Annotated in this window: 20 protein-coding genes and 5 pseudogenes; 12 read left to right on the forward strand and 13 right to left on the reverse strand. The window is 44.8% G+C overall.

The window, feature by feature from the left end; genetic code table 11:
* Window positions 1–285: 285 nt before the first annotated feature.
* From MMS95_RS04805 to MMS95_RS04840, 8 genes and pseudogenes are all read right to left on the reverse strand, one after another.
* Window positions 286–879 (reverse strand): annotated as a pseudogene (locus tag MMS95_RS04805) (transposase); the annotation flags it as partial.
* 639 nt (window positions 880–1,518) lie between these two features.
* Window positions 1,519–2,295 (reverse strand): MipA/OmpV family protein, encoded by a 777-nt coding sequence (locus tag MMS95_RS04810; RefSeq protein WP_242141432.1) that lies wholly within the window; start codon window positions 2,293–2,295, stop codon window positions 1,519–1,521.
* 257 nt (window positions 2,296–2,552) lie between these two features.
* Window positions 2,553–2,929, reverse strand: a pseudogene (locus MMS95_RS04815) (transposase); the annotation flags it as partial.
* Between the two features lie 708 nt (window positions 2,930–3,637).
* Window positions 3,638–4,279: a MarC family NAAT transporter gene (locus tag MMS95_RS04820; protein ID WP_242141433.1), complete on the reverse strand. Its 642-nt coding sequence runs from the start codon at window positions 4,277–4,279 to the stop codon at window positions 3,638–3,640.
* Between the two features lie 50 nt (window positions 4,280–4,329).
* Window positions 4,330–7,383, reverse strand: a complete 3,054-nt coding sequence (locus MMS95_RS04825) for an efflux RND transporter permease subunit (protein WP_004856898.1) — start codon at window positions 7,381–7,383, stop codon at window positions 4,330–4,332.
* Window positions 7,383–8,504 carry an efflux RND transporter periplasmic adaptor subunit gene (locus MMS95_RS04830; protein WP_004856895.1) on the reverse strand — a complete coding sequence of 374 codons (1,122 nt, stop codon included), beginning with the start codon at window positions 8,502–8,504 and terminating at the stop codon, window positions 7,383–7,385. The genes MMS95_RS04825 and MMS95_RS04830 overlap by 1 nt, the downstream gene beginning before the upstream one ends.
* A gap of 79 nt (window positions 8,505–8,583) precedes the next feature.
* Complete coding sequence (locus MMS95_RS04835) at window positions 8,584–9,768, reverse strand: ATP-binding protein (RefSeq protein ID WP_028018370.1); 1,185 nt, start codon at window positions 9,766–9,768, stop codon at window positions 8,584–8,586.
* Window positions 9,765–10,460 (reverse strand): response regulator transcription factor, encoded by a 696-nt coding sequence (locus MMS95_RS04840; protein ID WP_028018371.1) that lies wholly within the window; start codon window positions 10,458–10,460, stop codon window positions 9,765–9,767. The genes MMS95_RS04835 and MMS95_RS04840 overlap by 4 nt, the downstream gene beginning before the upstream one ends.
* Before the next feature lie 301 nt (window positions 10,461–10,761).
* Between MMS95_RS04840 and MMS95_RS04845 the strand changes: the two genes are divergently transcribed.
* Window positions 10,762–11,178, forward strand: a complete 417-nt coding sequence (locus MMS95_RS04845) for an AraC family transcriptional regulator (RefSeq protein WP_050482927.1) — start codon at window positions 10,762–10,764, stop codon at window positions 11,176–11,178.
* A 603-nt stretch (window positions 11,179–11,781) separates the two neighbouring features.
* Here the strand turns inward: MMS95_RS04845 and MMS95_RS04850 are convergent.
* The 3 genes and pseudogenes from MMS95_RS04850 to MMS95_RS04860 form a co-directional block, all read right to left on the reverse strand.
* Window positions 11,782–12,111 (reverse strand): hypothetical protein, encoded by a 330-nt coding sequence (locus tag MMS95_RS04850; RefSeq protein WP_242141434.1) that lies wholly within the window; start codon window positions 12,109–12,111, stop codon window positions 11,782–11,784.
* 111 nt (window positions 12,112–12,222) lie between these two features.
* A pseudogene (locus MMS95_RS04855) lies at window positions 12,223–12,608 on the reverse strand (IS3 family transposase); the annotation flags it as partial.
* Window positions 12,609–12,950: 342 nt separating this feature from the next.
* Window positions 12,951–13,646 carry a response regulator gene (locus MMS95_RS04860; protein ID WP_242141435.1) on the reverse strand — a complete coding sequence of 232 codons (696 nt, stop codon included), beginning with the start codon at window positions 13,644–13,646 and terminating at the stop codon, window positions 12,951–12,953.
* Between the two features lie 779 nt (window positions 13,647–14,425).
* On the opposite strand from MMS95_RS04860, the gene MMS95_RS04865 reads away from it, so the two are divergent.
* From MMS95_RS04865 to MMS95_RS04875, 3 genes are all read left to right on the forward strand, one after another.
* Complete coding sequence (locus MMS95_RS04865) at window positions 14,426–16,441, forward strand: alkaline phosphatase family protein (RefSeq protein ID WP_004856879.1); 2,016 nt, start codon at window positions 14,426–14,428, stop codon at window positions 16,439–16,441.
* Window positions 16,442–16,941: 500 nt separating this feature from the next.
* Window positions 16,942–18,612 (forward strand): LTA synthase family protein, encoded by a 1,671-nt coding sequence (locus MMS95_RS04870; protein WP_004856877.1) that lies wholly within the window; start codon window positions 16,942–16,944, stop codon window positions 18,610–18,612.
* 495 nt (window positions 18,613–19,107) lie between these two features.
* Complete coding sequence (locus tag MMS95_RS04875; RefSeq protein ID WP_242141441.1) at window positions 19,108–20,319, forward strand: AAA family ATPase; 1,212 nt, start codon at window positions 19,108–19,110, stop codon at window positions 20,317–20,319.
* A 34-nt stretch (window positions 20,320–20,353) separates the two neighbouring features.
* On the opposite strand, the pseudogene MMS95_RS04880 reads toward MMS95_RS04875, so the two are convergent.
* Both MMS95_RS04880 and MMS95_RS04885 read right to left on the reverse strand, forming a co-directional pair.
* Window positions 20,354–20,841, reverse strand: a pseudogene (locus tag MMS95_RS04880) (IS481 family transposase); the annotation flags it as partial.
* Between the two features lie 202 nt (window positions 20,842–21,043).
* A complete protein-coding gene (locus MMS95_RS04885; RefSeq protein WP_242141436.1) occupies window positions 21,044–21,442 on the reverse strand; it encodes an inovirus-type Gp2 protein in 399 nt (132 codons plus the stop codon).
* Between the two features lie 571 nt (window positions 21,443–22,013).
* On the opposite strand from MMS95_RS04885, the gene MMS95_RS04890 reads away from it, so the two are divergent.
* The 8 genes and pseudogenes from MMS95_RS04890 to MMS95_RS04925 all read left to right on the forward strand — a co-directional run.
* The gene (locus MMS95_RS04890; RefSeq protein WP_242141437.1) at window positions 22,014–22,559 is read left to right on the forward strand and encodes a GTPase; all 546 of its coding nucleotides are present in this window, start codon (window positions 22,014–22,016) and stop codon (window positions 22,557–22,559) included.
* Window positions 22,560–22,621: 62 nt separating this feature from the next.
* Complete coding sequence (locus MMS95_RS04895) at window positions 22,622–22,903, forward strand: hypothetical protein (protein ID WP_242141438.1); 282 nt, start codon at window positions 22,622–22,624, stop codon at window positions 22,901–22,903.
* A gap of 448 nt (window positions 22,904–23,351) precedes the next feature.
* Window positions 23,352–24,080, forward strand: a complete 729-nt coding sequence (locus MMS95_RS04900) for a WYL domain-containing protein (protein ID WP_032729489.1) — start codon at window positions 23,352–23,354, stop codon at window positions 24,078–24,080.
* Complete coding sequence (locus MMS95_RS04905) at window positions 24,077–24,580, forward strand: hypothetical protein (RefSeq protein ID WP_226881293.1); 504 nt, start codon at window positions 24,077–24,079, stop codon at window positions 24,578–24,580. The genes MMS95_RS04900 and MMS95_RS04905 overlap by 4 nt, the downstream gene beginning before the upstream one ends.
* Before the next feature lie 34 nt (window positions 24,581–24,614).
* On the forward strand, window positions 24,615–24,902 hold the full coding sequence (locus MMS95_RS04910) for a hypothetical protein (RefSeq protein WP_242141439.1): 288 nt from the start codon (window positions 24,615–24,617) through the stop codon (window positions 24,900–24,902).
* Between the two features lie 12 nt (window positions 24,903–24,914).
* Entirely contained in the window at window positions 24,915–25,226 is a 312-nt protein-coding gene (locus MMS95_RS04915) for a hypothetical protein (RefSeq protein ID WP_032729490.1), read from the forward strand.
* A gap of 82 nt (window positions 25,227–25,308) precedes the next feature.
* Complete coding sequence (locus MMS95_RS04920; RefSeq protein ID WP_032729491.1) at window positions 25,309–25,665, forward strand: hypothetical protein; 357 nt, start codon at window positions 25,309–25,311, stop codon at window positions 25,663–25,665.
* A gap of 196 nt (window positions 25,666–25,861) precedes the next feature.
* Window positions 25,862–26,123: pseudogene (locus MMS95_RS04925) on the forward strand (antirestriction protein); the annotation flags it as partial.

Below are 26,123 nucleotides of genomic sequence, written 5' to 3' on the forward strand. Positions count from 1 at the left end.
CCCACTGAATCAATGCGATAACCTATCGCTATACCCAGTGTTTGAAGCCCCTGCCAGTCAGGGTAATGAGCAGCCAGTTCCTGTGCTGGTATTACGTAGTATTTGCGTGCTTCGATATGCCCATGTTCATACTCGATACTGCAGCCTGGATTTTCTTGAAGCAACGGTTCTAACGCTTTTTTACCGCCTTTTTCAGACTTATTTGGTTGCCCTTTACGGCTAGCAGATAATCGCCATCTTGCTTCACAACCGTAAGCGTTAAGCGAGCGCCGTATTGACTACTATTTATTGGCTTATTGGCGAGATCTCTACGTTCCATGGCCGCAGTTCGGCCACTTTGTTGCTCTGAGCCACTCCGGCGGGACGCTCAGGAATAGCGAAGGTAGGCTTCCGGATCGATACCGTTCAACCTGCATGTCCCGATAAATCCATACAGCATGGCTCCGCGCTCGCCACCGTGTTCGCTCCCGGAGAAGATATAGTTTTTGTTACCAAGACAAACCGCACGCAGCGAGCTTTCTGCTGCGTTGTTGTCAGTTTCGATCAGAACATCATCACAGTAGTAGCACAAGGTATCCCACTGATTGAGCACATAAGCTAACGCCTCTCCCGGCTGGGATTTTTGCCCGATTGCCGGGCGTTCTGCTATCGGGAGGCCACGTATTTCCTATTCTACTACGTAAAGCTCACCAATACGTTTTGCTGTCGCTGTTGAGTGCTTATATAGACGTCGTGGATTTGGCAGCGCGCATGGGCCTAGTATGCAGCTTCTGTTAACAGACCACCGTCACGCTCTGGGTTGAATCAGCTGTCTTACCTTGCAAAGGTATCCGCCTGCAACACACCATGATAATGGCGAAGATGTTGCTGAGGATGCTTCTCCAGCCGGTGTATCTCACGGGGAGGGTGTTCAGGGAGAAGTTTACGGTGACAGGACTGGCACTGCTGATAGGGTGCCTGCGGATCGTCTTCCTCTAGTTTTTTACCTGACCAATTACAACGCTATTCGCCGTCGCAAAAACGCTGATCATGTGGAGTGTTGAGCACCGTTCTTTTCGATTGTACACGCTACGAAGCACCTTACCATCGGTAGCAATCAGGCCACCGTGAGAGTGCGTGTGGACTATAGCATCCGTTTCAAAAAGCGCTCCTGAAACTGGTCAGGCCCAATAGAAGAAACCACTCTAGCAATAGTGTCATGAACAGGAATACCCTGATAGAACAAGCCTTTACTCTGAAGTCAATCAAGGTACGCTTCGTCAAAGTCTTCGATATCTTCCCAGCCATCCATGCCTGTAATGGTGACGCATATCGTCAGAAACAAGATGTCGAACAAAGGGTACGAAATTTTGGCTGACGATCGTGGTACTTGTATAACAGAAAAGTACCGAGAAAAGCATCAATGGATATCATGAACTCCCGCTAAAAGGGGAGTCATATGATCACAGCCATGTATGCTCGTCAAACAGAAATTCTTTGGTCAAATATGTTCGCAATCTTGCCCTAGTGTTAGAGCCATCAGAACGAGTAAAATACACCTGTAGCCAATTGGAACGAGTTGTTCGCATCCACCAGCGGGCTATTATTTACTCGGTTTTCCAGCATCGTATAACTTGCTTCAGCATAACCGGACCAGTTTTTGCTGAAGCCATGCTGCCAAGTAATGCTATAATCGAGACGATTAAATCCTTTTTTGGCATTATATTTTTGGAAGCTGGAGTGAAGGCTCTGCTTTTCGTTGACACCAAACCAAGTGTTATTAAACCGGGCATCACCATACCACGCAGTAGTGCTTAATGTAAGAGTGTCAGTTTCATTATTAACTACCAGGAAATTAGCTTTTAAATTATATTGCATACCCTGACTATCAGTAATTGGGGCAATAACATTTCCCTCGACTCCCATCCAAGGTGTTAACCACCACCCCGCAGTAGTTGTACTTGTCATAGCTGTTTTAATGGTACCCATACCCTTCAGTTTGTCTGAACCTTCTTTTAACCAAGAGTTATTGTTATCAGCACGACCTAATGAGTATCCGAGAGCCTGCCCAACATAGGCCCCATTATCAAACTGGTGGGTATACCCAAAGCCTTTTTCGGAGTTTATATATAAGGAACCATTACTCCAGCCTAAATAAGGTGCCGCAGCTATATCATATTTATCAGAGCCGATATATTTTGGCGCATATTTTGTTCCAAAGCCGATAGTAAACGTCGGTGCTGTATCAAAAGATGAGGCAAATGCAGGAGATGATATTGCAATGAGTATTACTGCAGTAAAATTTATTTTATTCATTAAAACGCTCGTAATGGTGTATGCTTCCTATTTGTGAAGTCGAGTATACCTACATTTAATCAATGTATCTGCAAGGTTGCATCAAGGGTTTGTCAATTGGTGGAGGTATTTTGGTTTCTGAAAGTATTATCGATGTCGCAAATGTGCCTGAAGGTTTATTTTAGCTCCTCATCTACTCTTGGAGCGTGAGCCAGATTCAAGCTATGAGGGAGAGTTGCAACATGGATAACAACAAGAGAGTTGTAAGTATCCCGACTTTAGTTCCACGCACTTTTTGAGATTTCCTGTTTTTCAGCCATCAGACGGTGTTCTTCCGGTGTCAGGTCATCCAGAGACTTATGAGGTCGCTTGCTGTTGTACTTCGTCAGCCAGCGTTCTGTGATTTCCCGTACCTCGTTCAGGATTCTGAACAGATATGAACCCAGTATTTCTGTCCGGTAGGTCCGGTTAAATTGTTCGATAAAGGCATGCTGCGTCGACTTTACAGGCTTTATAAATTCCAGCATAGCACAATGCACTTCAGCCCATTGTGTCAGTGAGACTAATTCCGGAACAGTGTCCGTACACTTCAGCGGGTATCCGCGATTTGCCACTAGCCTGTGTACTACTGGATGACATGCTGAGCCGGGATATCTGCCTTCAGAAATAGCGGTCTTGCGACAGACATCTTTGACGGTACTCCCGGCCTCGATGGACTTCAGAATGGCAATGAACTGGTGTTCAGTGAGTCGGGCTTTACGCATAACGATCTCCTCAAGGAATATAATCAGTATGTCGGAAGATTTTCAAAATTTAATGATTCGTTTTGCCGGGATACTTACAGTTGTGCCAAGAGAAAGGATGCGAAAACTGCAACAGTTAACATTTGGCGCAAGGAATATCGTAGCATTTCATCTTAGGGCAAAAGCCTAAAAGATAAAATGCTCCATCAATATTATGCCAAACAAGGCAGCGGCGATAAATCTGGCACAGTCGTTTGGTTGCTACAACGAATGCTCCCTCGTTGAAAATAATGATATAGCCCACAACGAAATTTATAGGCAGGGATTTATCGCAATCGTAAGAGAAAAAACAAAAAAACAGACTCATAAAAAGTAATCGAGACCCATTGATAATGTGTTCTAACATGCTGGTACACATTGAAAGTCTGCCAAGTAAGGTAGGAACCCATCGCTGGAGGGAATTACAGTTTCACGATAGCCAGAAGAGCTATCACTTAGCTGAGTGATAGCTTTAAGATAATAAATTGTGTCACAAAACCACTGGCATCTATAGCGCAGTGGTTATTGTCATCATGATACATGAGAAATATCAGTGACTTTAGTAACCGAAGCGTTCAAGCCTATTGGATGGCGATGAGTTCAACAACTCCATTTATAACAAACTGAACCCCCATACAAACAAGCAAGAATCCCATCACTCTCGAAATAGCATCGATTCCCGCAGTGCCTACAAGCTTCATTACACCCAGTGATGCTCGAAGTGATACCCATAAAATCAATGAGATAGCTATCGCAATTAGAGGTGGCGCGGTATATGCTACCCACAAATCCAGATGTGATGTTTCAGCGCTGAATGTTGACGCGGCACTGATCAACATAGCAATAGTGCCTGGTCCTGCCGTACTGGGCATTGCCAATGGGATAAACGCTATATTTTTTGTTTTTTCTTTCTCACTACCTTGAGGTTTATTAACATTTTGTGGAAATAACATGTTAAAGCCAATAAAGGCAACAATCATCCCACCAGCAATTCTTAACCCAGGAATAGATATGCCAAATGTGTTAATAACGGCCTTGCCGGCATACCATGCAACCATCATAATCACAAAGACATAAAAAGCTGCCATGGCTGACTGCTTCTTTTTTTCTTTTTCAGTCATGTCGCCTGATAGGCCAAGAAAAAGAGCCACTGTGGTTAAGGGATTCACTAACGGCAGCAATAAAACCAACCCCAACCCAATAAGTTTAAATAACTCAAACATATATCCACCTTCTTTTATGAGTCCCCCGAAATGATCTCCGGGGGTAGGTTTTATCGAGACGTCTCCCACTGCAGAACGGCACTGATTGCAGCCGGCAATACAGTAAGGGTAAATATAGTGGCAACTAATAACCCACCAATAATGGCATAGGCCATTGGCCCCCAAAATACCTGAAACGCAATAGGGATCATCCCTAATATTGCAGCACAAGCCGTCAAGAGTATAGGTCTGGAACGATGCAATGCTGCCTCAATTATCGCCTCAGTATTGTCTGCACCTTGTGCTCTGTTTACTTCCACTTCTTCAATAAGGATAACGGCGTTGCGAATAATCATGCCCGATAATGCAATCACACCAAGAATAGCGACAAACCCCATCGGCGTTCCAGTGGGCAACATAGCGGCAACGACACCAATCAAACCGAAGGGGGCAATCAACAGCGCTAGCATCATGCGTGAAAAACTACGCAACTGTACCATCAGCAAGATCAACATCACCAATAGGGTCACTGGCAAAACGGCGAATACCGAACTGTTACCTTTCATGGCTTCAACGACACTTCCGCCTTCGGTAATGTGGTATCCCGGTGGCAAACTTTTACGTAATTCATCGACAACAGGCTCCAAGCCCTTAGATACACCGGACGCATTCAGCCCTGGTGCAATATCTGTTTGCACCGTGATGAAAGGCTCGCGTTGCCGCCGCCACTGGATAGGCTCAGCCAACGTATAACTTATCGTTGCAATCTGTTTCAATGGTACAACACGCCCATCGGCTGTAGTCAATTGCAAGTCCGCAACGGTTTCAATATCTCGACGCGAATCTTCTGAAGCCCGCAATAAAACGTTAACCTGACGATTTTTGTCTCTGATCGTCGTCACAGCCGAACCAGAATACATTTCAGCAAGGGCACTGGCGACATCTTGAGAGCTTAGTCCCAAGGCCCTTGCTTCCGTCTGATTGACCTTTATATAGAGTTCTCGTTGTGGCTCACCCGCAGTGAGATTGACTTCTCTCGTCTGCGGGTTTTCGCCTAACTTTCCAGCTAACTCAGTAGATATCTCACGGATCTTAGTAAGCTCTGGGCCAGAAACGCGATATTTCAACGGCCAGCCCACCGGGGGGCCTAGCTCTAACGCCGAAGCACGAGTAACAAGATGACCAAAATCTTTTTGTAGAATGTTTTCGAGCCTAGACTTTACAGCATCGCGTTCTTCAAGCCCTTTGGTCACCACCACTAATTGAGCGATATTTTCGTTATCAAGTAACAGATCCATTGGCAAATAAAACCTTATAGCGCCCGAGCCAACATACGTCGTGAAATACTCAATATCGGGATCTTTCTTAAGAATCTCCTCTAAACGTATGGCTTCTTTTGCCGTATCTTCCTGCACGGCATTTCTCGGCAACGTCAGACTGACGAGCAATTCAGGTCTGTCAGAAGTGGGGAAAAACTCTTCTTCCATGTATGAAGTTCCGATAAAAGATATGGCAAGCAAAGTAACCGCCACGATACCAGTCAACCCTCTGCGCTTAAGGATGTATCGCAATGCGCTTTCGTACTTTTGCAGGATTTTACCTTTACCGTGGGAGTGTTCCTTCATCATCTTAGGTAAAAGCCACACGCCTATCAGTGGTGAGAAAAGAACAGCAACAATCCAAGAGTTGACGAGTGAAATCAACACCACCATAAACAGGGAATAACAGTATTCTCCCGCACTTGACGTTGCGAAACCGACCGGTATAAAGCCGGCGATCATTACCAGTGTACCTGTTAGCATCGGAAAAGCTGTCGTCGTCCAGGCTGCTGTCGCCGCCTTTTTGACAGGTTCTCCTTTCTCTAACCGCGACATCATGATCTCTACAGTGATCATGGCGTCATCGACCAGCAGCCCCAGCGCGATAATTAACGCACCTAGGGAGATACGCTGTATACCTATGCCGGCAATTTCCATACCAATGAATGTCATAGCCAATACTAGCGGAATTGAGGCTGCAACGACTAATCCGGCACGAGTTCCTAATGAGAGGAAAGAAACAGCCAACACAATGACAACCGCTTCAAGGAGCACTTTCATAAAGTTCCCCACGGCGTCATGTACTACAGTCGACTGATCGGCCACTTTTGTTACGTTGATACCTGCGGGTAAGCGGCTGGAAATATCATCCATCTTTTCGTTAAGCGCTTTACCGAAGTCCAACATATTGCCGGTAGGGGCCATGGAGATGGCCAAGCCGATCGCCGACTCCCCATTAACTCTAAAGGCCGGAGTCGGCGGATCGACTTCCTCGCGAGAGATGGTTGCAATATCCGTCAGAGGAACGTATCTATCCTGAATATGTAATGTCAGCTGTTTGAGGCTTTCTTCTGATGCAAAAGCGCCGCTGACTCTCAGCATGACTTTATCTTTATCGGTTCTGATTTCTCCCGCCGGAGTAACGGCATTTTGTGCGCTGATGGCGTTCTTGATTTTATCGAGCGTCAATCCCATACCCGCAATTTTCTGCGGTGAGAATGATAAAATGACTTGCTCTTCTTTTATGCCCAGCAGGTTAACTTTCCCTACATCTGGCAGTGTTAAGACTTCTGTGCGAACTCTATCAACCATATCACGCAATTCACGCTCGGTGAAACCTTCACGCGTGAAGCCATAAATAGTGCCGTAGGTATCAGCAAATTCATCGTTGACAGCAGGTGAAGTGACACCGGCAGGAAGCTGAGGGGAAATATCTTTTACTTTTTTCCTGACCGTATACCACAGTTCTTCAACTTTATCCGGCGGAGTGTTATCGCGCAGATATATGAAAATAACCGACTCACCGGGTCGGCTATAACTTTCTAAATAATCTAGATAGGGGACTTCCTGAAGCTTCTTCTCCAATGGGTCTGTTACGAAATTGACGGTATCCTCCACAGAGGCTCCAGGCCAACTCGCGGAAACAACAGCCGTTTTAATAGTAAATGCCGGATCCTCATTTCGTGGCAAGTTGTAGTAGCTCATCACCCCGGCAATGGTGACCACTAGCATAAAAAAAGCAACTAGTTGCTGATTAGCAAGAGCCCAAGCCGACAGGTTAAATTTCTTAGGTTTAGAGGAATTCATCAGAATTTATCCTCCAAGCTTACTTTCTCACCAGACCGTAATTTACTCACTCCGGCGATCACCACCTTGTCACCTGGTTTGATGCCATCAGAAATAAAGACGTCCTCAGAGCTATAGCGAATAATGTTAACTTTGTGCAACGTCAGCGTTGATGTATCCGATTGTACGATAAAAACGGCAGGATCGGCGCCATCACGTGTCAACGCAGATGCCGGGAGAACAAACGTTTCCTGACCTGGAATCACAATGCTTCCCTGTACCGTAGAACCTAAAGCCATTTTCTCCGGAGGGTGGGGCAGCGAGACTCTGACTCGCCAGGTCCGTGTTTGCTTATCAGCTTGTGGATTAACATCACGGATCATGCCCTCAGTCACAACAGAAGGATCGGAAAGCAGCGCAATCTTGACTTTATTATCGGGTAGGTCGCTATACAAAATAGCTTCTGGAACGTCAAATACAGCATCTACTCCCTTATCAAGAGAGAGTGTAACGACCCCCTGCCCAGCACTGACAGTTTGTCCCGGATTCAGGCTAACCGAAGTCACGACGCCATCTGAGGGCGCAACTAAGCGGGTGTAACTCAATTGTTCCTGAGCAATTTTCAAATTCGATTGGGCAGAAACACGCTTTGTCACTGCGACTTCAAGATTGACCTTTGCTTCATCAACCTGAGCCTGTGCGATAGCGCCGGTTTTAAGCAATGACTGCAACCTTTTGAAATTTAGAGAAGCTAGGCGCTCCGCAGAAACAGCACCTGCCAGCTCAGCTTGCATACTACGCACCTGATTCTCGTTATTCCTAGGTTCTAAAGTCGCGATCGTTTGCCCGGCTTTTAATTTCGCCCCTACATCGACTGGACGGCTGAGGAGCCGACCGTCAATACGAAACGAGAGTTGAGATTCTTCATGGGGACGAATTTCTCCGGTATGCTTTATCAAAACTCCGCTAACCGGATTATCGACGACAAGGGTTCGTACGGAACGTATAGGCACCTCCTCCTTCTTTGCATTATCATCACACCCTGGCAATAGCACAAACACTGGAATAATAAACAGTTTCCAGTATTGAAATAGGAACACGCTCTTGAGCGTATTTATTGTTCTGAATAAACCTACTGACATAAGACATTCTCCTGATGACCTGTAGAAGAATTAAACCTTTTTTAAGTGTAGATTTAGTCAATTTTTTTACAAGAAATCATCAAGACACTATTTTCATTGGAAGAATTAGTAAAAATAGCATCCCGCCATCAGGATGATTCTGAGCACTGATACTGCCACCATGCTCTTGGCTTATTGCCATAGCTATAGAAAGACCAAGTCCACTCCCACCCAGATTTCTCGACCGAGAACCCTCCTCTCTTGAGAATCGTTCGAACATCATAGGCAAAAACGCTTCACTGACTCCCGGTCCATAATCGCGAAAACCGACGATAACTTTATCATTTGAATGATTAATAGTGATTGTCAGTTTATTGCCGGAATGAGCGTAACGCAGTGCATTTTTTATGATAATTGTGACAACTTGCCCAATTCTGAACGCATCTGCATAGACAAATACGGGGGTGGTACTTTCAAATTCAATCGTAAAACATTCTTGAGAAACTTCTGCCTTTAGCCATTGCAAACGCTCATTAATCAAATCACAAATATTTATATTGTATTTTTCTAATGACAATGCTCCAGCTTGGGATAGCGACAACATTTGAAGATCATCAATAAGACGATTAAGGTTCACCAATGGCTGCATGACTAAACTTAATTGTTCCCTACCAGGCTCAAAAACGCCATCCATAATTCCCTGAAGCCGTGCGATTGAAGCCGTCAGTGGAGAGCGTAATTCATGCGCCATTGCAATATGAGAGGCTCGAAGCTCATTTTCATAATAAGTAAGTTTCTGGGTCATCTCATTGAAATTGTAAGTTAGAGCAAGAAGTTCTTCCGGTGCTTTATTTTCTATTTTTGCTTGAACAGAGAAATCCCCATCGGTGACTTTCCTTGCTGCAGAAACCAAGTTGAAAAATTGTTTCGCCAACGGCCTTGACATATAAAGCCCCAGTGTAATCATTAAAGGAATAGCTACAATAATTAAAATCCCTAGCATAATCCAATCCGCCGAGGCGATCGATGGATCCGCGAAATCAAAGCCATACCAATAGTGAAAAAGGCTATAAAACCTGTACAAATCTTCATTTGGATTTGCAAGCAAATGCAGGAATTCCTTTCTAACATCCTCCGGCATTTCATGATACAAAATCCAATAATTATAAATAGCAAACCGCAACCACATGCAGAACGCTATAATGACAACCGCACCAATGGACTGAGAAATAACTCTCACGCAGATCCACTTCCAGAGAGAGACTCTTTTATTTTTCGCGTTCATTTGTTCCAATACCTATATCCCATTGCTCTAACTGTCAACAGTACATCATTCACTCCAACCGAATTGAGCTTCTTCCTTAAATTGTATATATGTGTATCAACAACCCGTTCAAATGCATCACTTTCTGGCAAGCACATATTCAACAATGTTTGTCGGGAAAAAGCTCTTTTGGGCGCTCGCATTAACACAGATAAAATTGAAAATTCGGTTGGCGTAAGTTCCACTGCGATTTTAATATGTTCGGTAGGGCAAACGTGAACTAACATTGCCTCTTCATCAAGTTGTACTGGGCCACAAATAATAAGCTCAGATCTTATATTCAATATACTCGTTCTTCTTAGCACTGCATGAACCCGAGCTACAACCTCTCCTGGGTTATACGGCTTCACTATATAATCATCTACCCCATGCCTCAACGAGGAAATCTTATCTTGTATTTCGCCGATTGCAGTCACCATGATGACGGGCACATCGCTCTTTCTACGCACTCGAGCCAGTATTTCATGGCCGTTTATCCCTGGCAGCATGACATCCAATAAGATCAAATCAGGTTGCCAGGAAAAAACCATCTCGAGGCCTTTAACACCATCACCCACTTTAGCAACAGTAAAACACTCTCTTTTTAGATAAGCTTCCAGGACCTCTGCAGCCCGCATATCGTCCTCAATGATTAAAACTCTTTTTCCTTCCATATATTAACCTGTTATTCAATTTCTCTGTCAATGTAAAGAACAATATAATGAATTTTAGCATTTTTTTAATAAGATAATAAACAAAAATCGGATGAAGTTTATGCTCAATGGCCAAAAATGGAATTCAGTAGACTTTCTCGATAGATAGGCCTAATGTTAAGTTTATTTTCATTTAAATTCAATTAGTTGGCATAAAACGCAATTAATCATCAAGAAAAAAAACAAAAATTGACACCATCTTGACAGACTTAAGCGATAATTGGGATTTCAATGGCAAGGAAAAGGGTTCAGGAAAAATGTAATGAAAGTGAGCAAAATGGAACAATCTAGAATGTTCATTACTAGTATCATAATTCTTTTGGAGAGGTATATTAAACAACCTATAAGTATCATTAACTTAATTGATAAAACAGGATACTCTAGATGGTATGTTCAGCGTAGGTTTTGCTCTTTGACAGGTATGTCGATGAAGTCTTACATCCGATCGAGGAAAATGACAGAGGCTGCTAAAGTACTCTTATCTACCGACAGAAAAGTCTTAGATATTGCAGTTGAGTATGGTTATCCTGAGCAACAATCTTTCTGTAGAGTATTTAAGAACCATTATGGTGTTTCTCCTACCACATTTCGTAAAGCGAACACACCTCGTGACGAGCTTTGGATGTCAGCTGAAAAATTGCTTGTTAAGTTCAAATCTAGTGATAAATCAATCTCGTAAATTATGACTTTTAATTTCAATGGTAAAAATAGATGATTACTAATCCTTTATCCCGAAAAGAATACTCAATTTGGATGTCAGCAACGGTAGCTTTTAGCTTTACATGGATAAATTTTTTAGTTCTCTATAAAAACGATCATTTATTCTTGCAGTCAGTTACGATTTCCGTTATCAACAATTCTTCGTTCTTTGATATGCTTATTTCATACTTCAGGGTTCTCCTTTATCTCCCTTGCGGTTTCTTGCTGATCATATTAAAACTGCTATTTTGTGCCCAACGACTCTGTGACACACGGTTATTTTCACTTGCTTGGCCGATTTCTCTGGTGATCTTCTTTTTCTTTTGGTTTGTTAATATCACTTTTCCCGGTCATCTCAATCTAGTATTGATCATCAAATCTTGCGTATTAACTTTGATCGGAATAATTCCATCAAGGCAACAAGAAATTGAATAAACATACTGGGTTAGATAAGGGATCTATTTATAAATAATATAAGAAAGCTTGATGAATAAAAATTGGCTAATCCGGTTAGCAGCACAACATTGGCAAGCCCGGAAGTTGCAATAAACATTTTTCACATAGAAACACAAAAATAATTTAATTACATCATAGGGGCAAACAACATACTAAAATCAAAGTCAGAGTATATTTGTGCGCCGACCAAAGCGACAAGAGCTATGAAAATTAGAATCTTGGTGATTTGCATTAAAAGATTACCCGCTTTAATTTTAGGGGCTTGTTTAACTACTCGTATTTTGTTTTTAAAAGCCATTGCAAGATCTCTTTGCTTTATACTCAGTGAAAACAAGTTCAACACAAAAATCATTAAACCACTTCCATCAGTAACACCAATGAAATTACATGATGCAAGATAAAGACGGAATCTTTTCCTACCATGCTCTATTATACCCCCCCTCCATTTTAGTTCCACTTAATTTTTAGGTTTCCATTTTTTCAGCCATCTGTTGGGACTCGGCAGCATCAGGCTATTTAGACATTAATGGGCCCTTTCTCTGATGGATTCCTTCGTTCAGCACCCTATGATTTTCTGTGCTTCATTCAAAGTTCTGAACTGATAAAAATCCAAAGTTTCTGCCCGATATCCCTGTAAAACATTCGATAGAAATATTCCATGTCAACTTTACAGACTTGATAAACTCCAGAATAACCCCATGATCTTCAGTCCATTGTGCCAGTGGCAGTGGGTTTAGAATCGGACTGTTAACGATCAGGATCTTCAGCAGATATCCGCGATTTTCCTCAACACTGCCCAGCATGCTAATCACTTGTTGTGCGCCGATACTCTGGTCAATTTCAATTACCAGTGCTTCGCAATTAAAGTCATCTACTACGCTGAAGGTCCGAAAGTGTCTATCGCACATCAGCGTATCGTGGCCAACTCTGATTAAGAGCTTCCTGCGTAGCCATCGAAAAAAGGGCAAAAATCATTATTTTCAACAAAACTATCTAAATAGCCCTGAGAAATTAAAGGGTTAGGGTGGGGATGAGCTGAACCAAAAGATACGATGTAATAATAATTAAAAATTTAAGTTTAGTAGTCTCAAAACGTGAAGCGGTTTAGAATTTTGCGTATCACCTTGTTTTGAATATGTTCGACTCAACTGGATTTATACCTATTTTTCCATCAACATTGACTCTCCTTTTTAGACCGGCTCCCGCGGGCCGTATCCAACGGCCCGCGGGAGTTGACGTCTAATACACTTCTGCATCAGGAAGAAAAACAGCTGATTGATGCTGCGATGTGCCATATCAGTCTCCCAGCCGATAACCAAAGCCACGAATACTTTCAGGGACATTTAGCAGACCCGCTTGCCAAAATTTCTTTCTGAGCTTGCTGATATGGCTATCTACGGTACGTTCATTGGCGTCATTTTCCGGCAAACAGTGCTCAAGCAATTCTTGTCGGGTAAAAACCCGCTTGGGGTAGCGAATAAGATGTGTCAATATCTTGAATTCGGTTGATGTTAATTTGTCGCCGATATCTTCACCGGAGATTTTTATTTTAACCTGATGATTTTCGATGTTAATGTAAATATTCTTGGTTGAGTAAACTGAGGAGTTTTTGTCGGCGCTGTGAAACTGTATTCTACGCAAGATAACATTCACCCTGGCGCTCACCTCTGCTGGATTAAATGGTTTGACAATATAGTCATCAGCACCGTTGCGGAGTGCATGAATTTTGTCAACATCTGTATCTAGTGCTGTTAGCATCATGATGGGGGTGTCGTGTGTCTTGCGAATTTCATTAAGTACCTGCCAGCCATCCATTAGCGGCATTTTGATATCCAGAATCACGAACTGTGGTGCTGAAGCCCGAAACAGCGCGACCGCTTGCTGACCGTTGCATGCAGTCACGACTTCGAAGCCCTCATTATTGAGATAGGCAGTAAGGATCTCACGAATGTCTTTCTCATCCTCTGCAAGAAGTACTTTAATGGTTTTCATTTAATCTCCACATTATGTATGAATACCATGTTTCTACACACAGTCTACACATCATCTCCACATGAAGTCAGTATAAACGTTTTATAATTAACTTCAGTATCATAAGCAATTAAATTTTATCGCAATGGCTTAGTAAAAATGAAAACTAGTTTCATTTATGAAAAGTCCAGTTACTTGAAATGTGACTCAGGTTCGGAGACAGCGGGGATGAGTGAGGCATTGGTGGTTGGAGATAAACAATGTAGTGGATAAAAAATGGTCTTGTTAGCTAATAGCAAGATGAATGTTACGTGACATGAGCGAAGCACAGTAAGAGTGTGGAAAAATTGTGAACAAATAGGGGGGGGGCCGAGAGCCTGATGCAGCATGGTGTTTTCTAAAGGATAAACAGTGGTGACGATACACTGTAGGGATGAATGTTGGAAACAGAGGGGCTTCGGATCGCAGAGTTAATCCGCCAGCAAATTCATTGACTGAACAAGTTTTCCTGATTGTGCGAGTTGCACTCAGCGTTAAAAAGATATGTGTTCTGGAGCTAAATTCAGTGACAACGAGTTATAATTAGCGATTAAGTGTGACTATATCATATGGCATACTAGTATCTAGTTCCGTATTGTATTAGCTGCTGAAATATATTTATCTGCAAACTTTCCTTGAGAGAGGGGATTAGATTCGCTTTATTCAAATAATAATATTTACTCCATTGATGAGATGATTGCTGGTTGAGGATAAAAACTTGATGCATTATTTTTTGTTAGATTTTTTCATTAGAGGGTTCTATGTGGTTTAGCAGATTTAGGCAAGCATTCCTAGCATTGCTACTACCTTGGCTATTTGTTTTTCTTATCCAGATGTTGGGGCGTGCTTATTTATTTTACACTAATAAAACACCAGGGCTATTGACGGATTTTTCTCATGATGTCATACGGATGTTCTGGATTGGAGGCCTGTTCGATGTCCGCGTTGCCTGTTTGATTTTTGTGCCTTTCTTATTAGTCGCCGCCAGTTTTTCAGTGGATAGGCGTGGTTTTATTATATGGCAACATTTTTGGCCCTGGATGGCTGCCGTGTTAAGCTTGATAGTCACAGCAATTACAGTTGGAAATGTTTTTTATTATGTAACTTATGGGCGTTTTATTGATGTTTTTGTGTTCGGGTTAGTTGATGATGATACCACTGCTGTATTAAAAACGGTTTGGAAAGAATACCCGGTTATATGGGTTTTACTTTTTCTTATATTGTTTTTTTCTATTGTGTTAAAAATTTACTGGCGCTGGCAGTATTATCTGAGTCATAAGAAAGGAGGCACGCTCAGGCTGTCGGTATCTATTATTAATACATTACTTGTCATTCTTGCTTGTGTTGTCGGCATGCGCGGTTCTGTCGGAACTTTTCCTTTGCGGCAGAGTGATGCTCAAGTTTCAGAAGTAAAAATGCTAAATATGCTCACTCCTAATGGAGTGATTGCTCTTAACTGGGCTTTCAATGCTTATGCTGAAAGCGGTAATTTTTCAGCAGCTACGGATGAAGAAGGTAGCAAGTTATTAAGTCAGTTTTTGGGGGGAAGTTCGGCACCTGGCCTTCGGTCTTTTATGACTCAGACTGATGCAAATCCGTATGTGAAAAAAAATCCGCCAAATGTTGTACTGTCTGTAATGGAAAGTATGGGGTACCACCTGGCGAGTTTCGACAATCAAGAAAGAGATTTACTGGGGGCCTTAAGAAAGCACTGGTTGGCTGATTGGCGTTTCGACCGTTTCATTTCTGAAGGTGATGGTACGATTGATACTTTGAGTCGGCTTTTTATTCGTAGCCCGATGAGCAGTATCGGACAGACTAGCGCTCAAAATGTCAATTTTGCCAGTAATATGTTTAAACCCTTCTTAGCAAATGGCTATAAAATTATTTTTGTAACTTCAGGAAATGGTGCCTGGCATAATCTCAATCAGTTTCTTCCTCATTTAGGTGTCAGCGAATTTATAGAGCAGAATGGTCTAAAAAAACGCTACCCTGAGGCGGAAATCGGAACCTGGGGCGTCCCGGATGAATATATGTTTCGTTATATGACCGAGCGTTTGAAAGAGGCGGAAAAAAAAGGAGAGCATGTGTTTATCATGTCGATGTCAACAACACATCATCCTCCTTACAAAACGCCTAAAGGTCACGAAAAAAAGCATATTGATCTAACTGTTCAAGAAAAACTAAGATTAAGAAAATTAGCAGCTGATGAGGAGTTGAATGAGGTTATGAGCACCTTATACTATTCTAATGATCAATTAGGGCGGTTTATTAGCTGGGTTAAGTCTGAGACGTTAGGTTCGCATACTATTGTTGCAGTCACTGGTGATCATAATATACGGGGGATAGGTTATCCAGAGCCTCAAGAGTTAGCACTTGGCCATGCTGTGCCATTTTATATTTACGTTCCTCTGAACTACCAACATAGCAGCTATTTCGATGGTAATAGGGTTGGAAGCCATAAAGATATTCTACCGACGCTATATCAACTTAGTCTTTCGGATACATTATATTATCGCACGGGGTGCAACTTGTTGGCTCAGCATTTGGATGGTACTTGGTGTAATGGATATAATCCTGAAATCACGATTACAAATGAAGGTGCCTGCATTTTTACCGGAAAGCCTGAGTTTCGGCCTTGGAAAAATAAATCTGGACTGCTTCTTGCTAGCCCTGAGCGCATGGATTTAATCAAAGGGAAAGAATGCCATCGCTGGGAGGCATTTACAGGACTTTTGTGGTGGCAATTAAATCGTCAGGTTCACGGCGGTAAGTAGGGATGTTTTTTTGATTTTTGCATATTGCGAAACTGGTTGTTATTAACAATTTAAAATACGCTATGGCGGATGGAGTAGTGTGCCTTTTGACGTATTGCATCGCTCATGCTCTAGGTATTAGTTACTAGCCAAAGATGAGGTGTTACGGTATGGAAGGGGGCTTTTATCTGTGCGTTTGATAAATTTTTTACTGGTTGCTATATGTTTTTTGGTCTTCAAGATTACCGCTAAATGACTCTTTAATATTTTTCCGTTTTTCTAATGGAGTTGCATCTTAAGGTTAAAAAATTCAAGTTCCCCCCCAGTAATGGAGCAGGCCTCGCGATAAAGAGATGCTGCGTGTGATCTTTATTGTTAGCAGTGGGTTTTACTTTCTAGCTATAAAACCTTTTTATATTGCCGAGGCGACTGTTTTTTACAAGAAATTTATAGGTCGCCCGTAAAGGGCGTTTCTACAGGAGACCGTTAGCATCGTGAAATATCAAGTTTACCCATCGATAATGACGCAGTTTAGTTCTGCGCCAAAGTCTTACTCTTATCTGACTCTGTTAATTACTGCGGCTTTAATTATTTTGGTGGGTAATGCATCGGGTGATATTTATCCCCTGGTTACTGCCAGTGGCGCTTTTATTTTTTTTTGTGGGCTGGTTTATTTGATTTCTGCGAAAGCGATGTTTTCCGTGTCAGCTGGCAGCCTACTGGTTATCGTGCTGCAGTTTATTAATCAACTCAAGGTGCATTATTATAAAGATAAATTGATGTTCCCTGACTTCTACATGTTGGCAGACCTATCCAATGCGGATACGCTGCTTCATTACCCGGCCGCTGGACTGGCCCTAGTCGGGCTGGGTGCTTTTGTCATCTTCACTCTCATTGTTGGATGGCGTGCGGTACCGCGCCGGCATGGATTTACACCACAATTGATTGCTATTTCCATCTTGGTAGCCAGCGGTTGGTTGGTAAGCCAGTGTGTTATGCGTTATCAAAACGACTGGGTAGGTCGACTGCCGGGAGGAACTGGCGTTGTGTCTAATTTGGTTATGTCGAGTAGCCAGACGGACTATGATCCGCCGTACTTTTCTGATGATAGAGAAGGGGATTTCATCACTCGCGCGGCCGTCCTCCACAGAGAAACTAAAGCCGCTTCAAGTCTATATCCCGACATTGTGCTGCTGTTGCAAGAGTCAACCACTGATCCGCGATTGTATCAAGTGCCGACTCCAGCGTTGCTACCGCATTTATCCATGTTTGAACAAGGAAATGCTGTGAAAGCACAAACACTCTTGAGGGTGCAAACATTTGGAGGAGGGACCTGGCTATCGGAGTTTGCAGTTCTCACGGGACTGCGCAGTGATGATTTTGGTGCTAGGAAAAATGCGGTATTTTACTCGGTTATCGACCATGTGAATGATAGCCTTTTCAAACAGATGAAAGCCAATGGTTATTATACCGTGGTACTCACTCCATTCAATAAGTCAGCCTATAATGCCGGCCACGCCTATACTATGATGGGGGTCGATAAGATTATCCAGCCACAGGAGCTGGGTTATCCCGGTAGTCTGCAAGATAATTTGTGGCATATCACCACAGCAGACATACTGCATTACATCAAAAAAATCTTAGATATTCATACTGATAAGCCTATTTTTGTCTATGCACTTACCATGTATGAGCATGGTCCTTACGCTTCTGATCATAGGGATGACTATCAACTATCCTCGGTGGTAAAAAACAAAGATTCTGCATCTAAATTCAGTCACTATATGGAAAAAATAAAAAATTCTGACGTAGCGATGTCAGAATTTTTCCAGTTTGTCGACCAGCGCCAAAAGCCAACAATGTTTATGTATTTTGGTGACCATCAGCCGAGCATAGATTGGGCTAACGGCTATACGACATCGCTAACAGATGCCTCTCATCTTACGCAGTTTAGCCTGAGAGATAACACCAATATGCGAACAGTATCAGACCTGGGATCGGTGACTGATATAGCTTTTCTGGGAGGGATACTGCTGGAACAAGCTAACTTGAAGGTATCACCATTCTACCAGGCCAATATCGACATGCGTCATCTGTGTAAAGGAGCTTTGAACGATTGTGGGGATAAACCGCTTCTTAATAGCTATAGACACTATATTTATAACAGGTTACATGCTGCCTCTCGGAACTGAGGGCGTTAGTAGCTGAGTTATAGCGTCCTTGGATAGAAATAAATAATCCAGGGCGCTAAACGGGTTTTGGATTAAAAAAACAGCAGTGCAGGCATTTTTACGCGTAATAACTCGCCACTCCCCGTTATCTGAGAGTGTATCATGCTACGATTCATGGTTATGGCTATCAAAAATGGTCGATTCGATCTCCTAATCATCAAGCCTGTTTTCATCAGCACCGTTCGGTAAAGCCGTAATAGGCGCTTGTTTCAGGGGCAGCGGACAGGGGGCGGCGTGCCAAGGACACATCCAAAAACCTCTTGCTGCTGGCCTCTTGCCACCCGTAGTATGGAGCGTTCACGTCGAGATAACTATAAGAAACACTCTATTTGTTCTGTCTGGAACACCCTACAGTTATAACTATTTACGTCATCGTCATACCGAAACACTGTGAGTAATATGAATAAAGAAACTGCTATAACACGCCCGCAATGGACAAAAAATGATACCATCTGGATGATGGGTGTTTATGGCGCAACCGTCGGTGCCGGAACGCTATTTCTACCGGTTGAGATTGGTACCCATGGGCCGATGGTGTTTATTTCGCTACTCCTTCTTGCTTTCCCGCTTTCGCTTGTTCCGCACGTGCTTATCTGCCGCGTTTTTATGCGCGACAAGCAGGGCCAAGACCAGACTGATCAAACCTTACCCCTGTTCGGCTCTTTCTTCGGTTCCAAAGGCCGTCAGGCGATGAAACTGTTTTTCTGCGTGGCCCATTATCCGGTGACTCTGGTCTATGCTGTTTCATTGGTAAATGCGCTGAGTCACTTTTTCAACGAGCGTCTGCACATCAACGGCATTAGTCGTGCTCCCCTGACGCTGGTTGTACTGGTGATTTTGCACCTTGTATTGAGCAAAGGTCGCGACAAAGTGGTAAGTACTATGAGCGCGTTGGCGTTGCCTTTTGCGATTGCTATTATTGTCGTCGCAACGTCACAAATTCCGGCCTGGGATATCCATAATATCACCTACGCGTGGCGACAGACGCATACCACTGACATCGCAAGCTCACTGAAATCTCTGTGGCTGACTCTGCCGCTCATCGCTTTCTCACTCTGTTCTGCCCCGCTAATTCCTGCACTGGCATCCTGGTATCGCGAGCCGGGGCACGGCGGTGAGACACAATCAGTTCGCGTTATCCGTCGAGCTTATTGGCTGATTTTCATCAGTATTATTTTCTTCGTGTTGAGTTGTATTTTAAGTACCCCTCGTTCAACTTTTGAGATCGCGAAGGCTCAAAATTTAAACGTACTGTCGGTGATTGGTGAGCAGGGCGGAATGAGTGCCATGCTGTATCTGGCGCCGCTGATTGCTATTCTGGGCATGACGAAGTCGTTTTTGGGGATCTCGATGCCGGTGGCAGAAACTTTTAACGTGCTCGCCAGTGATCTGTTCAACCTTAAGCGCAATAGTCAACTCCAAAGCGTGAAGCTACTGACAACGGTGGTGATGTTTATCGTCACTTCCATTGTGGTGTTCTTAAACCCGGACGTGATCAATATGATTGAAACCGTCTGCGGGCCATTAATTGCCATATTCCTGTTTGTTATTCCTACCTGGCTAGTGTTAATCCGCCCGGTGCTCAAACCGCTGCGCGGCCCAACCGCAGTGATAGTGCTGGGGTGCGGTTTATTGACAGTTTCCGCACTGCTTTACGGTATGTTTTAAATTCGGTGACACCGGCATAACCCGGTGTCACTACATGCTGCTCCACTTTACCACGGTACTCCGTACACCTGTCGGTCAGTATTATCAGCATCGGCAGTCCCTGAACCTCGTAGAACGGCAGTACACGATCATTGAGCTGGTCGGCGACAGTGATCGGTGTTTTACTCGTATACAGCTTGCAGTGTGCCACTCTCGAATACGTATCCACGAACGTCTGCTGGTAGAATGATCAACACCTTTCAGATTGCCCACGTAGAAGGTGTCCTGCGAGCCCAGATACACCGGATGTGCCGTCTCGCATTCACCGCTGAGTTCGTCATCGTGCGCCTTCTTCTCCAGAGCTGCGATTTGAGCGCCGGTAAGCACGATGCTTTCTCAGGCAACCTTTTCCTCAAGCGCCTTCAACCGTTTACTGAAGTTCTCCAGGTCGTGCCGTTGCCAGATGGAGCGAACCCCGCTGTCGGAGATAAACACGCCTTTTTTACGCAGCTCATTACTGGTCCTGTGTTGCCCATGGGCCGGGATGCTCACCAGGCTACGGGGTGATGACAGGGCTCCGGGAACCTTCCTCGCTCGCTTTTTATTGCCACTTTGCTTTATCCTGATATGTATGTTCCTGATACCGTAAATTGAGTAATTACAATGAGTAACCTTAACAACTATCCGACAGATGTATTTCCTTCAGTTTTACGTAATGTCATTACGACGCTACATGAAGACACCCTTATCCCCATAGAAATGATTGGCAGTACGGTGCTGGCGGCATTATTCCTGGATAAGCATAGGCTTCACGATTAAAGAGTAAGGCCACGTGATAATGTTTTTTACCGCACTCATTAAACTCCCTTGCCCAGATATGACGAACACGACAAGGGTGAACCCGCTTCCCTGTATGTTTTTTTTTCAGTAGGTCAGCCTCAATCTGAGCTTTAAGGGAAACAATGAAACGGGTGACTATTCCTGAATCTGAGTTATACGAACCTGTCTCAATCTCCGGCAAACGAAGGTCTACCCTCAGGACCATTACACGGGGATAATCATTCAGGGCTTTAGTGATAGTATCCTGAATACGCTTAACATAGTTATGGTTCAGTTTACCGTAGCTGTAAGTATTAATGCTCATTATGAAATGACCTTGTGTTAGTGAGTTTGTTCAATAGATATACACAGGCAGTAATAAATTACTTTCTGTCATGCAGATTAATATCAGGAAGTGGGAGAATATGAATATGTATTATTTATATGACGCTAGATATGATAACTTGGATTGATTGCATTCATTAGGTTAGTTTATTACCTGACTTTACAAATATAACCATTAATCTATCTGACACGCTTATTAATATAACTACACAAACACTAACAAGAGTATCTATATTATTATATTACCAACCCGACAAGTGCTAACGTATACTTATTGGAAAATACAATAAAAGAAGAAAACACTTAAAAGTCGTGTTTTCACATCAGATAACCGCTTGTTTTTACTCTCAAGTTAGCACTCTTTTCACATATAATAGCCTGCATAATAACGGGTCTGTTGCACCTGTTCTGTCATACCCTAAACTGTCCTTTCAACAGGAACAGTTCGCCCCCCTAAAAAATTACATTCAAAAAAGTTTCAGACCTATATTACCCTGGTGAGAACGGCAGCAGAAATGCTACCGTTTTATTATTTCACTCCCGGAGGTTATGTGTCCGATAAAACTGAACAGGGTCTTGATGCCCTGAAGAAACAGCTGTCTCTCCTGCCCGAAACACTCTCCCGCACAATACTGAACCGCATCCGCCAGCACATTCATTACGAGCCAGTCATCGGCATCATGGGTAAAACAGGGAGTGGCAAAAGTTCGCTCTGCAATGCGCTCTTTCAGCAGCCCCTTAGTCCGGTCAGCGATGTCCAGGGCTGTACTCGTGAACCGCTTCGCTTCTCGCTTGATATCGGCGGGCGCCGCATGACGCTGGTCGATTTACCCGGTGCAGGTGAATCTCTGGACTATGACCGTGAATACCGGCAGCTGTATAAAGAGCAGTTACCGACGCTGGATCTTATTCTCTGGGTGATGAAAGCGGATGACCGGGCCTGCGCGACCGATGAAGCGTTTCACCGGCTCCTACTCAAATGCGGTGTCTCACCGGGCAGCATTATCTTCGTTATTAACCAGGCCGACAAGGCGGAACCCTCACTGGAATGGGACAGGGCAGCACAGCACGTCAGCCCTCCACCGGCCAGCTGCTGACGCTGACCGCCCGAAGCGCAGCTATCTCACGGCAGTTCTCCTGTCCTTATCCGGTGCATGCGGTGTCAGCCAAAACCGGCTACAACCTGGCCCGTCTGGTCGAAACCATGATATTTGCCCTGCCCCCGGAGGCCAGCAGCGGCGTGTTTCGCCAGGTCAGAGAAGAGCACCGATCTGCGGAGGCAGAGAGTACCGCCCGGCAGGATTTTGGCGATCTACTGGGTGAGCTGTTCAGCCGGATAGTGGACGCCATTCCGCTGCCAAAACCGGTCCGGGAAGTGCTGGGAACAATCCGCGACGGCATTGTGAATGCCGCTTCTGCACTGTGGCACTTACTTTTTTGAGGAGGTAGAAAATGATACTCAGGAAGCGACATGGCCCCAGTTACGCATGCTGCTGCGCTATATCCGAAGACAGATAGTAACCCGGATCCTGGATTACTGGCGGCGCGCAGGCTGGCCGGAGAAAGAGATCCACAGCATCCGCTGGGCTCTCATCGTTCTGTTTCACCTCTTACTGCGTTTACTGAGTGAGCGATTTATACAACGCCATACTGCATCCTCCTTCCGCCCTGGCAACGCCTACTGCTGACCTGATTCTTGACAGGATATGACCATCTGCAGTCCCTTTGCTGAAAAATGCGTGATTATCTACGTAAATTCAGTCGGTTACAGACAGAAAAATATTTCATCTTTTCTAGCGATCCCTCTCATCGCTGGTCATACCCTGTCCACCCCGTCCTGCATAATAACCGCATGAGTTATCTAAGTATTTTTCATTCACGGAGGGCATATGCGTGCCACGGATCCTGCGCATCGACACGACAGACTGGCACTCAGGCTGTCGGTGATTATCAGCCGGCTTCTTGCCGGTGAATCCCTTTCACTGAAAGCGCTGTCCGGTGAATTTGGCGTATCTGAACGCACCCTGCGCCGGGATTTCTCTCAGCGTTTGCTGCATCTGGATCTCACTGGCAATAACGGCTGCTGGCGGTTACGAACTAGCCCAATGCGCGATCATACTCCTGGTGCACTGGCGTTTGCCCGCAACACCGGAATAGCCCGCCTCATTCCCTCACAGAGCCGTCAGTTAATACAGCTGCTGATGGATGAAAACGGCACATCGCCGTGTCTGATTGGTCATGTACAGCAGCCAGCGGGGATCCTCCCGGACTGCTTTCAGCGGCTTGCTGAAGGGATTTACCACCACCGGATGATCAGCCTCCTGGTTAAGGGTATTCGTCACGACCACCTTGAGCCCTACCGGCTGATTTTCTCACAGGCAAACTGGTATCTGGTGGCCAGCCGGCAGGGAGCCATTCACGTCTTCTCGCTTGACGAGATTATCTCCGTCTCGCTTTCAGAGCAGCATTTCAGACATCGCAACGAGACTAACGCACTTATCGCCATGGAGGACTTCATCAACGCCCTTCCGCATTTTCACTTTATCAGCAACGTCATTCATACCTTCCGGGAACTTCCTCCCGAACCTCACACCATTCCAAGAGGAGTTAAAACATGAAACACGGTACAGCCCTGCTGCTGAGCACCGGAATGATGCTGGCAACGCTGTCGGCAGCAAAGGCCGGTACGCCCGACGCACTTATACAGGCACACCACCAACGCTGCGGAAAGCCCGTCTTTTATGCGCAGACCGCTAACCACAAAAAAGAGGTCGAGATTTGCATCATCACCCCGTCGGTATCGTACTCATTCGGGAAGACCGGCGCAGAGCATAAGGAAATGGACATTACCGTACCGACACACGCCGCCACGTACGCATACCAGAGCAATCAGGTTATCAGTCTGCAGGAATTCACTGTCCGGAACGGCGACACCTCATACCAGGTATCTGCCGGGACAAACGATGAAGGCAAACCGTTTGCGTCCCTGGACGTTTACCAGGGAACACCTGAGGCGGGTAAGCATCTGGCGGAAATCCGGCTCGCCCCGGATACGGTGGTGAACAACATCAGCCATGCACTTGCGGAAGAAGGTGTGGTGGAGTCTGACAGACTCTGAACAGAGGCTGCCTTAACATACGGAACCTAACACGATGATAAAAAAGAAATTAAATCTAGCGATGACTCCCCGGGGCGTATTTTTTGGCTTCACGCTATTGTCTACTCTGGCCGTGAGCGGTTGTGGTGACAAGAACGAACGAGAGTTTATCCGGGGCTGCAAGTCCGGTGGCGGAACCACTGCGGTCTGCGGCTGTATCTGGGATGAGCTGAAAACGAAATATACCCACGGGGAACTGGAGAAAATGAATCAGCAGGTCGGCTATGTACCCCCGCGTTTTATGGACAACATGCTGAGCGCCGCTCAGCAGTGCAGAAAATAAGGATTGAACAGAATGGCGCTAATTATTAAATATTTCGCAATTGCCTTCGGTATCGCGCTTGTGGTTGTCCTGTTTAACGTATTCGGGAATACGGGCGAAATTCGCAGTTTCGGGCAGGGAATGGGGTATCTGTTCTGGATGACGCTCGGCCCCGGAGCCGGTATGACCATCGGCGCCTTCCTGCGCCAGTGGCTGATGCCGGACAGCGTCTATACCACCGGTGGAATGGGCGGCCTTTTAAAAGCCCGACTGTTCTGGCTGGCGGGCCCTCAGTGTATCGGCTGGCTGGCCGGCCTGATGATGGTTGGCAAACAGCTGATGTAGTGCCTTCCGCGAAGAAATCCACCTTCATACCATACAAGAATGGCAAATACCTTAAATATCTTTCAGAAAGGAAAGCCCCCTCATGTTTAAACATGTACTGACCGCCGTACTGCTCATCGGCAGCTTTTCTGCGCTCGCCGGCACAACCCCGTTGTCTGTAAAGTCTCAGGCCACTTACCTCATCAATAACCCCAATTATCCCGTCTGGCAGCTGACGCTGACCAGTCTGGAGAACGACATTACCATTCAGTCAATTACGCTAAATCGCGGCAACTGCCTGATTTCCATGGCGGGTCGGGGGAAAAATGTAAACAAGCGTCTGGGATACGGCCAGACTCTCTCTTTTACCACCCCCAGTAACAATGGCTTCAATAAGTGTCGCCCGCTTGAGCTGACGGTACAAACCAGCAAAGGCGACTTTACCTTTAACTGGCAATAACCCGAAAAACCGTTGCTGTGTCGCGGTATTTACGGCTTGGTTTATCCCACCAGCAACATGGCACATCAGCAGGCTCTGCCCCTTCGGGTGCAGGGCCTGTTTGCTTTTATACCGTTGAATAATAAATAACGGCTTCATGTCATTCGCCCACCGTTCTATCAGGTGGGTCAACTTCACCAACGTAAGGATAATTCCTGTGAAAGAGAATATTGCCAACAACACACCATCAACACGTCCGATAAGCAACCACTCAACACTGACAGCGAGTCTCGTTAATGACGAAGATCGCCTGTCATTTTGGCTACAGCACTTTGGTGACATTCCGCAATGGCTTCACCTCGAGTCACCGATATTTTCCTGGCTCAACCTCCTGTGTAAGGACTACCACGGAGATTATTGGGAATTTTACACCCTCAGTAACGGCTGTCTCTTATACACATCTGACGCTGCCGACGATG

This window comes from Serratia sp. PGPR-27 (genome assembly GCF_022678525.1).
Classification (GTDB): Bacteria; Pseudomonadota; Gammaproteobacteria; order Enterobacterales; family Enterobacteriaceae; genus Serratia; species Serratia nematodiphila.

Bases quoted from the DNA above. Each gene is read 5' to 3' on its own strand.
- MMS95_RS04810 (WP_242141432.1), bottom strand. From the start codon at position 2,295: ATGAATAAAATAAATTTTACTGCAGTAATACTCATTGCAATATCATCT.
- MMS95_RS04820 (WP_242141433.1), bottom strand. From the start codon at position 4,279: ATGTTTGAGTTATTTAAACTTATTGGGTTGGGGTTGGTTTTATTGCTG.
- MMS95_RS04825 (WP_004856898.1), bottom strand. From the start codon at position 7,383: ATGAATTCCTCTAAACCTAAGAAATTTAACCTGTCGGCTTGGGCTCTT.
- MMS95_RS04830 (WP_004856895.1), bottom strand. From the start codon at position 8,504: ATGTCAGTAGGTTTATTCAGAACAATAAATACGCTCAAGAGCGTGTTC.
- MMS95_RS04835 (WP_028018370.1), bottom strand. From the start codon at position 9,768: ATGAACGCGAAAAATAAAAGAGTCTCTCTCTGGAAGTGGATCTGCGTG.
- MMS95_RS04840 (WP_028018371.1), bottom strand. From the start codon at position 10,460: ATGGAAGGAAAAAGAGTTTTAATCATTGAGGACGATATGCGGGCTGCA.
- MMS95_RS04845 (WP_050482927.1), top strand. From the start codon at position 10,762: ATGAAAGTGAGCAAAATGGAACAATCTAGAATGTTCATTACTAGTATC.
- MMS95_RS04860 (WP_242141435.1), bottom strand. From the start codon at position 13,646: ATGAAAACCATTAAAGTACTTCTTGCAGAGGATGAGAAAGACATTCGT.
- MMS95_RS04865 (WP_004856879.1), top strand. From the start codon at position 14,426: ATGTGGTTTAGCAGATTTAGGCAAGCATTCCTAGCATTGCTACTACCT.
- MMS95_RS04870 (WP_004856877.1), top strand. From the start codon at position 16,942: ATGACGCAGTTTAGTTCTGCGCCAAAGTCTTACTCTTATCTGACTCTG.
- MMS95_RS04875 (WP_242141441.1), top strand. From the start codon at position 19,108: ATGATGGGTGTTTATGGCGCAACCGTCGGTGCCGGAACGCTATTTCTA.
- MMS95_RS04885 (WP_242141436.1), bottom strand. From the start codon at position 21,442: ATGAGCATTAATACTTACAGCTACGGTAAACTGAACCATAACTATGTT.
- MMS95_RS04900 (WP_032729489.1), top strand. From the start codon at position 23,352: ATGCGTGCCACGGATCCTGCGCATCGACACGACAGACTGGCACTCAGG.
- MMS95_RS04905 (WP_226881293.1), top strand. From the start codon at position 24,077: ATGAAACACGGTACAGCCCTGCTGCTGAGCACCGGAATGATGCTGGCA.
- MMS95_RS04910 (WP_242141439.1), top strand. From the start codon at position 24,615: ATGATAAAAAAGAAATTAAATCTAGCGATGACTCCCCGGGGCGTATTT.
- MMS95_RS04915 (WP_032729490.1), top strand. From the start codon at position 24,915: ATGGCGCTAATTATTAAATATTTCGCAATTGCCTTCGGTATCGCGCTT.
- MMS95_RS04920 (WP_032729491.1), top strand. From the start codon at position 25,309: ATGTTTAAACATGTACTGACCGCCGTACTGCTCATCGGCAGCTTTTCT.